Here is an 8,426-nt window from a genome sequence, read left to right as displayed (position 1 = left end):
TCCCTGATAGTCGGGGGACGAAAGATCGGACTCTTGTCCCCCCCCGGACGCGGGGGGCTAGGGGGGATCGGATTCTACGGGGCCTCATAAAAAATTGGTATTAGCCGCTTTCAGATCCATTGCTTTAATGAAACCATCTTTTCCGTCCATGTACCCTTGAATATTATCAGGGTATTTTTGGGCAAGTTTTCTCTTTAGTTCGCTGTATTGCTGCGCGTCCTCAGGATGGGAAATCATATAATCTCGAAACGCTAAATGGCGCTCTATCTGCGCTGAGTTCACTTCAAACCCGTGAATTTGGTGTGTTCTAATCCCTGCTTCATTACCCTTGCGAAAATAACGACGACCGGATATCCCAAACTCACCCATTGCTTGATAACCTAATGCCTCTATTTCTGAACTCTGTGTATCGACTTTTATAATATCTTTAACTTCAACTAACATATCAATTATCGGCTTTGCATAAATTTGTGGAATCGCTGTGCTACCAATGTGATGTATAGCAACCACATTGTCCCTAAGTGCAAGTGCAATCAGTTTCGACTCAGTTTCAAAGGCGCTGCGCCAATTTGGATCGTGCGGGACGACTTCTACTTTGAAAAAATCTACTTTTATTGACATGGTTGATAATTATTTGCTTTTTTTGTCATCTCATTGATTTACCATCGCCTTTAACCGAAACAGATTTTATTAGGCCTCATATTTTACGGGCTGCGCCCAAAGCTCTTAAACATACGGACAACGGGGAGGAACTGACTGTTTGGCAGAGCAATTTCAAACCGCTCAATCGCCTGATAGTCAAATTTTGTGTAAAATGGCTCTCCCGCCAGCGTCGCAATCATCTCAACTTCCTTAAATCCAGCACGCTCAGCAGCCAGTTCGCATACTCGCATAATCTGACTTCCAATTCCTCGACGCGCCCATGCTGGATGAATAAAGAATGCACGAATCTTTGCCGAGTCGCTGTCTGGGTTGAGCAGGCTGTCTTCTGGATTATTTTTGCCTAAATCACCTCCATAAAGCGTTTTACGCTTACTCCAACCACCGCAACCAACAATTTGGTGATTGTTCTCAGCAACAAAGTATGTTTGGTCTTGAATCAGTTTACTGTCAACCCCAAAAACTGTGCCCAGTGCGCCTTCAATCTGCTCTGAACTATAGTAGCCTGCTTGCAAAGCTCTAGCAGAATCAGGAATTAAAGTTGTCAGCTTAGGAATGTCTTCTAAGGAAGCTAATCGAATACAAAAATCCATTGAACCGATCGGCTAAACAAATCGCTCTCTTAGTTTGTCATATCCGTGAAAGCGGCAATGCAGCGATCGCCCGTTAGCGAAGCCCTCGAAGAGGATCGCCCACCCCCAGCTTTCAGCGAACACCCAAATCCCTCGCCCTCGCCCTTTTTTTCATTTGGCCACAGGCTATGATTGACGGTTGGCAGCTTTTGAGAATCTAAATGCTAAACACAAATACAATTATTTCCAGCCTGCTGTTATTTATCCCAGTTTCCATCGCCGGACACTTTCTCGGCTGGGAATCCTCCACAATCTTCATCACCTCGGCTTTAGCCATCATCCCCCTAGCCGCCTGGATGGGGACAGCCACCGAAGAAATCGCCGTCGTCCTCGGTGCCAACTTGGGGGGTTTGCTGAACGCTACCTTCGGAAATGCCACGGAACTAATTATCGGTATCGTCGCCCTCAACGCCGGACTAATAGATGTTGTCAAGGCCAGCATCACCGGTTCAATTATGAGCAACCTGCTACTGGTGATGGGATTTGCGATGCTGCTGGGCGGCTTGCGCTACAAAGAACAAGAATTTCAGCCGACAGTCGCCCGGTTGAACGCTTCAGCGATGAACTTAGCGGTGATTGCCATTTTGGTGCCGACGGCAGTTAATGCCACCTCTATTGGCATCCCTCCCGAAACTATGCAGAACCTCTCTAGCGCTGTTGCTGTAGTCCTGATTATCGTCTACGTGCTGACGCTGCTGTTTTCGATGAAAACCCACAGTTATCTGTACGATGCAGGGGTGGCAGAAATAGGAATGCTTGAAGAATTAGCCGAAAGTAACTTAGCACCAGACAGTCCAGACCACAAAGTCAATCTGCCGCTGTGGATTGGGGTGCTGTTGGCCTGTACCCTGATGGTAGCTGTCGAGTCGGAACTGCTGGTGGGTACTCTGGAAGAAGCGACGGCGCGTTTGGGGCTGACATCACTATTTACTGGGGTGATTTTAGTGCCGATTATTGGTAATGCGGCCGAACATACGACGGCGGTGACGGTGGCGATGAAAAATAAAATGGATTTGTCAGTTTCTGTGGCCGTGGGTTCGAGTTTGCAAATTGCTTTGTTTGTTGCCCCGGTGTTGGTTTTGGCAGGTTTTGTCTTGGGCAAACCGATGGACTTGAATTTCAACCCGTTTGAACTTGTAGCGGTTGCGGTGTCGGTGCTGATCGCCAATTCTATCAGTTCAGACGGCAACTCTAACTGGCTCGAAGGTACTTTGCTGTTGGCAGCTTATACGGTTTTGGCGCTGGCGTTCTACTTCCATCCGGTAATTGAGGGACTTGTTTAAAACGCTTTCTTCTGCTGAAGGAAGAGGGAAGAGGGAAGAAGGAAGAAGGCAGATTTTTTCACTCCCTCACTCCCCCACTCCCCTACTCTCACTTCTTTCTTCGAGAGTGGTGGTTGCGATCGTACAATTGAAATGTAGCTGCTCCCTCGTTATTAGTTCTGGTGTGTTTGTACATTATTTGCTGTCATCAGGGATTTGTGACCTCGATCGGGTGTGACAAACAACAAAACCTTTGGCATCAACCCGATCTTTAGAGCGCAGTGCCACAGGTTATACAAAAACACGGGATGCTCAAGTCAAGCGAGACTAAAGCCTCCCTTGACTTCAGAGAGGCTGTAAGATTTCAATGAAGGGTGCTCATGAGTCTTTTACTAGGTGTGCTACGATCGTCATAAGTTGAAAATTGAGTCTAACTAGACAATGTAAAACCTCGTACTCTTATTGTTGAGTACGTCGTCCCACAAACACGGTGTTGCCGTCTAGGAAAACTCGTATTTGAACAAAAACCGAACTAGATAAAGAGGACTAATCAACTACGGTATGCCATACCGGAATTAACGATTTTAGAGAAGACACCTCTAATGCGGCTTGAGTAATCTTGTCAAGGCAAGTAACCCAAGCTGAATCAAAAATCTCACTCACCAAGAGGGGACAGAGGTTAATCTAATCGCTTAATACTTGATTAAACTTCCTCCTAGCTGCTGATGACAAGCATATTGACAGAGGCGCAGTTTTGTGCAACATTCTCAGAATAATGCCCAAAATATGCAGGAAAAATTTTCAGGAAGAGTAAACGACGGTCGATTTAAAACTGACCAGCCTATAAAAAGGTCGAACGGGATACCACGATTCGTTAAATTGGTTGAAAATAATGGTTAAACAATGGCTAAAAGCTTCCACAATAATAAGTAGTTGTACAGAATTCAAAAATAGGGTGCTGCTCCACCCGAATTTACGCCTGTGGACAAGTAAGAGCCGACTCTCTTGGCAGAAGCAGGAATCAGACCCTCTAGAAAATACTTCTAGTTGAATGGTGAAGCTTAGATAAGTTTAGCCAAGTTTTGTATAGCAGTGTCCAAGTAAAACTTGATAGAGCAACCTCAATCAGGGTTATGTGGCTTCTGTGAGTTATTGCCTCAATCCCAAATGTCCGAATCCCTCCGATCCAGCCAACTCTGGCAAATCCGTGTGTATCCACTGCGGGTCTGAACTTTTGTTGCAAGGTCGATATCGGCTAGTCGCGCCTCTCGGAGGCGGCGGCTTTGGCAGAACATTTGAAGTGGACGACAACGGCGCCCGAAGAGTGCTCAAAGTCCTGCTGAAAGAACATCCCAAAGCTGTAGAACTGTTTAAGCAAGAAGCCGACGTGTTGGTCAGGCTAAGACATCCAGGTATTCCAAAAGTCGATCGCGACGGTTATTTTACATTTACACCCGCTCACAGCACAGAGTCTTTTCACTGCCTGGTGATGGAGAAAATTGCTGGGGCCAATTTGCAAGACTGGCTGAAACATCGGGGCCGCCCCATCAGTCAAGAACAAGCTGTGAACTGGCTCAAACAACTGTCGGAAATTTTAGACCAAGTTCACCGCCTCAACTATTTCCATCGGGATATCAAGCCGCACAATATTATGTGCAAGCCAAACGGGCAGTTAGTGCTGATTGACTTCGGGACTGCTCGGGAAGTGTCGGCGACTTATTTCGCTAAGGTGGGCCAGGGGCAAAATGTGACTGGTATTGTTTCCCCGGGCTACACGCCGCCGGAACAAACTAATGGTAAGGCGGTTCCGCAGTCAGATTTTTTTGCTCTGGGCCGCACTTTTGTTTATTTGCTGACTGGAAAGCCTCCGACTGCGTTTCCAGAGAACCCGCGCACGGGCAGATTAATGTGGCGCAAAGGAGCTCCTCAGGTTTCCGACGCCGTGGCTAATGTAATCGATTATCTGATGGCGCCTTTTCCGGGAAATCGACCTCAAAGCCCGCAGATGGTTTTGCAGTGCTTGGAGGAAATTAATCTCGACGGCGCGGAAAGTCAGTTGCCTACTCAGTTGCCGACGACGGGGCAAACTAAACTTCGCGCAACTTCCGGGACGCCTGAGGTGAAGAAGCAGACTTCTGTAAACCGCCTCAGACCTCTGAATTCGGGATTGAAAAAGGCCGAGAAAGATGTTTTTGATTGGAAAAAGAAGTTGCTGGCGGGCACGGCTGTTTTGATGGTGAGTATTGGCGCGTCTCAAATTTACGGTTCGCTGCGTTACGGGGTGTTTCCGGCAAACCCGGTGTGGCTGCTTTCTAGTTTACCTAGCAGTCAGTTTTTGCAAAAAAGTTTGGATAAGGTCGGGAGTGTAAATGCGATCGCCCTGTCCCCCGACGGTCAAACTTTGGTGAGCGCAAGCTTTGGGACGATTAGAATTTGGAATCTGAAGACGGGAGGCCCGCCGCGGACTCTCGATTCGGTGCATTCTAAAAAATCGGTCAATACGGTGGCGGTGAGTCCGGACGGCTCGATTTTGGCCAGCGGGGGCGACGACAATAATGTGATTATCTGGGATTTGAAGACGCGGCGACGGATACGCACGATTCCGGCTCACAAAGCCCCCGTCAACGCGATCGCTTTTAGCAGGGACGGTAAAACTCTCGCTAGCGGCAGCGATGACAAAACTGTTCGCTTGTGGAATGTCAGAACCGGCAGCAGGTTGCGGACGTTGAGCGGCCACGCCGGAGGAGTAAACGCGATCGCTTTGAGCCGGGACGGTAAAACTCTCGCTAGCGGCAGCCAGGACAAGACTGTGCGTTTGTGGAATCTCGGTACCGGAGAAGTCAGAAGAATTATCACAGGTCACCGGGACCCGGTTAATGCTGTGGCTTTTAGCCCGAACGGGCAAATTGTGGCTAGTGCTAGCACCGACAATACGATCCGTTTGTCGAATGTGCAAGACGGGAAGCGCACCCGCACTTTTAAAGGGCATTCGAGCTCGGTGAGGACGATCGCCTTTAGCCCGGACAGTCGCACTTTGATCAGCGGGGGCGGAGATATTATAGTTTGGGATTTGAAGACGGGAAAAGAAAGAAGCACTCTTTCTGGCCACAGTCAGTTTGTGAGTTCGATTGCTATTGCCAGAGATGATAGCAAGACTTTTGTGAGCGGCAGTCCCGATCGCACTATTAAGATTTGGCGAATGCCATAGTCCTACTATTTTAGATTTTAGATTTTAGATTGAAGAGTCGAGGCGATCGAGAAATCCCATCCCGACTCCGACGTGGAAGTCTGGGCATTGCCCGTCCTACAACTGTTACTTGCCGCAATTGGCAAAAGTAGAAAACAGGTTAAATTCTGTAACTCTCCACGCTTGCCATGTCTGCGCGCCAGCAAAAAGACTGTACCTAGTTATGCTTTTATCGCTGTCAACATAACTTTGCCAACTTAATGAAGCCACAGTTGGATACTGGGCAGGAAACTCGCCTGGTATAGGACTTACTTGGGAGCTCATGTTCCATCCTACTTGCTTGCTAAATTCTTGAATTTGACCTTCGCAAGTTCGACAGCTAGAACCGCCCACTTTCTGCCAAATCTCTAACTGCGGAGTCAATCCATATTTGCCATTGCTCGATTGCATCCACATTTGATCGATCGCGCGGAGGTTCGGACAAGACAGATTGGCGGAGTTGTTGCGGATCAGAGAGACTGTTTCTTGATCGGCTTCGTACCATTTTTTTGCTTCTAATAAGGATTGAAGTTTGCTAAATTCGCTGTTGCTTTCTTGTGAATAAGCGGTAAATGCTGGTTGCAAAACTGCAAGAAATGTGCCTATTAATGCGAGTGATTGTTTGCCAAGTTTAATCATGATGTCCCTCTGAGTAAAAGTAATTTCACAAATGACCAGTTTACCATCTCTAGACCGAGATGAAATCTTCAGAGCCGATGAGGTTGGGAGCAACGCCTGTCAAAGCAGCTAAAACTTCACCGCTGCTGGCTACTCTAATTAATGTGCCGTCCGTTCCAGCGGAAATTGATAGCTGTCCGAAAGTCAAGCCATTGATTAATTGAAAGGTATCTTGAGAGTTGGCGAAATCAGAGATGGTATCAATTCCCAATCCCGCACCTAAAACAAATACATCGTTGCCCGCGCCGCCGACAAGATTATCGTTTCCCAAACCGCCGTTGAGGGTGTCAAAACCTTTGCCGCCAAACAGGTTGTCGCTGCCACCGCCCCCGATAAGGATATCGTTACCTTGTCTGCCGGTGAGTGCGTCATCGCCGTCTAAACCGCTGATATTATCGCTGCTGGGAGTGCCTGTCAGGTTGTCGTTGCCGTTCGTGCCGTTGATGTTGTTACTAGGAGTATTGATGACGCCGGGAGTGTTGCCGATGTCAGCAACAAAGATATCGCTGCGATTGTTAGTGTCTCCCGGCACGAGGTTGTCGGCACCAGATGAAAATACTACTCTCGGGCCATCGGCGGAGATGGAGGGAGAGAAGGAGCCGTCGTTCCCCTGATTGCCGGCCCCTGAAACAGAGACGCGGGTGGTGGTATTGGTTGACAAGTCGCGCACGAAAATGTCGTCGCGATTGTTAGTGTCCCCCGGTACGAGATTGGAAATAGATGAAAATGCGACAAACCGCCCGTCGCTGGAGATAGAGGGGGCGTAAGATTGGCCGTTCCCCGGATTGCCTGCTGAGTCAACAGAGACGCGGGTGGTGGTGTTGGTTGACAAGTCGCGCACGAAGATATCCCGGTTACCATTAGTGTCCCCCGGCACGAGGTTGGAGGCCAAAGATGAAAACGCCACAAACCGCCCGTCACCGGAGATGTAGGACTCGCGGGAGGGGCCAAACGCCTGATTGCCTGCTGAGTCAACAGAGACGCGGGTGGTGGTGTTGGTTAACAAGTCGCGCACGAAGATGTCTTCGTTATTGTTAGTGTCCCCCGGCACGAGGTTGGATGCCTCAGATGAAAACGCCACAAACCGCCCATCGGCGGAGATGGAAGCAGTACCAGAGCCACTGTTCCCTTGATTGCCTGCCCCTGAAACCGAGATACGGGTAGTGGTATTTATTGACAAGTCATGCACGAAAATGTCGTTGCGATTGTTAGTGTCCCCCGGCACGAGGTTGGTGGCACCAGATCCAAACGCCACAAACCGCCCGTCAGCGGAGATGGAGGGACGACCGGAGTTGTCGTTCCCCTGATTGCCTGTGGAAGAAACAGAGACGCGGGTGTTGGTATTCGTTAACAAGTCGCGCACGAAGATGTCTTGGTTAGGAGCATTAGTGTCTCCCGGTACGAGGTTGGACGCATCAGATGCAAACGCGACAAACCGCCCGTTACCGGAGATCGAGGGAGATCGGGAGTTGCTATTCCCCTGATTGCCGGCCCCTGAAACAGAGACGCGGGCGGTGGTGTTGGTTGACAAGTCGCGCACGAAGATGTCTTGGCTAAAGTTAGTGTGGGTGCATCTCACTTTTGCAAATATATGAAAAAAGCGCGAAAATGAAAAAGCTAGTAAAACTGTGAAAAAAGATGAGGGAAAAAAATGACACCCGAAGACCAAAAGCGCCTAAAAGCACACTTAAAAGAGGTAGCATCCATTCTTTACAGAAATACAGATTCAACCGAACTGTCAAATTTTGAATGTATCGAAAAAACTCTCCGTCAAAAAATATTATCAGAAGTGGGACCAGAATTAGGTAGCTTTTTTTTTCAACAGCATCAGGAATTAAAACAGGAAGAACACGAACAGTAAAATCTGTAGTTGGGTCGCTCAGGATTACAAATAATCAGGCGGAATATTTCGGGTTAAAACCTTATAGTCAACGAGCGTCCCATGATGGAAAAGTGTGCTCTGATAAT

6 protein-coding genes and 1 pseudogene are annotated in these 8,426 nt (G+C 48.4%); 3 read left to right on the top strand and 4 right to left on the bottom strand.

All coding sequences use genetic code 11. The features are described from left to right. Positions 1 to 84: 84 nt before the first annotated feature. A complete protein-coding gene (locus QUA62_RS28490; RefSeq protein WP_333408173.1) occupies positions 85 to 621 on the bottom strand; it encodes a GrpB family protein in 537 nt (178 codons plus the stop codon). Between the two features lie 83 nt (positions 622 to 704). Next, on the bottom strand, positions 705 to 1,253 hold the full coding sequence (locus QUA62_RS28485) for a GNAT family N-acetyltransferase (protein ID WP_333408172.1): 549 nt from the start codon (positions 1,251 to 1,253) through the stop codon (positions 705 to 707). A gap of 200 nt (positions 1,254 to 1,453) precedes the next feature. Here QUA62_RS28485 and cax point away from each other — a divergent pair, with 200 nt between their 5' ends. Further along, a complete protein-coding gene (gene cax, locus QUA62_RS28480) occupies positions 1,454 to 2,575 on the top strand; it encodes a calcium/proton exchanger (RefSeq protein WP_006635805.1) in 1,122 nt (373 codons plus the stop codon). A 1,114-nt stretch (positions 2,576 to 3,689) separates the two neighbouring features. Then, on the top strand, positions 3,690 to 5,762 hold the full coding sequence (locus tag QUA62_RS28475) for a serine/threonine-protein kinase (RefSeq protein WP_333408171.1): 2,073 nt from the start codon (positions 3,690 to 3,692) through the stop codon (positions 5,760 to 5,762). 105 nt (positions 5,763 to 5,867) lie between these two features. Here the strand turns inward: QUA62_RS28475 and QUA62_RS28470 are convergent, their stop codons facing one another. Continuing rightward, positions 5,868 to 6,419 (bottom strand): GUN4 domain-containing protein, encoded by a 552-nt coding sequence (locus QUA62_RS28470; protein WP_333408170.1) that lies wholly within the window; start codon positions 6,417 to 6,419, stop codon positions 5,868 to 5,870. Positions 6,420 to 6,468: 49 nt separating this feature from the next. Continuing rightward, complete coding sequence (locus QUA62_RS28465; protein WP_333408169.1) at positions 6,469 to 8,037, bottom strand: calcium-binding protein; 1,569 nt, start codon at positions 8,035 to 8,037, stop codon at positions 6,469 to 6,471. Positions 8,038 to 8,109: 72 nt separating this feature from the next. Between QUA62_RS28465 and QUA62_RS28460 the strand changes: the two are divergent. Beyond that, positions 8,110 to 8,426: pseudogene (locus QUA62_RS28460) on the top strand (ISKra4-like element ISMiva1 family transposase); the annotation flags it as partial.

The sequence above is a fragment of the Microcoleus sp. MON1_C1 genome (genome assembly GCF_036701945.1).
In the GTDB taxonomy this organism is placed as follows: Bacteria; Cyanobacteriota; Cyanobacteriia; order Cyanobacteriales; family Microcoleaceae; genus Microcoleus.
The sequence above is the reverse complement of the archived record's forward strand: the minus strand, read 5'-3'. Positions and strand labels throughout refer to the sequence as shown.

Bases quoted from the DNA above. Each gene is read 5' to 3' on its own strand.
- QUA62_RS28490 (WP_333408173.1), bottom strand. From the start codon at position 621: ATGTCAATAAAAGTAGATTTTTTCAAAGTAGAAGTCGTCCCGCACGAT.
- cax (WP_006635805.1), top strand. From the start codon at position 1,454: ATGCTAAACACAAATACAATTATTTCCAGCCTGCTGTTATTTATCCCA.
- QUA62_RS28470 (WP_333408170.1), bottom strand. From the start codon at position 6,419: ATGATTAAACTTGGCAAACAATCACTCGCATTAATAGGCACATTTCTT.
- QUA62_RS28485 (WP_333408172.1), bottom strand. From the start codon at position 1,253: ATGGATTTTTGTATTCGATTAGCTTCCTTAGAAGACATTCCTAAGCTG.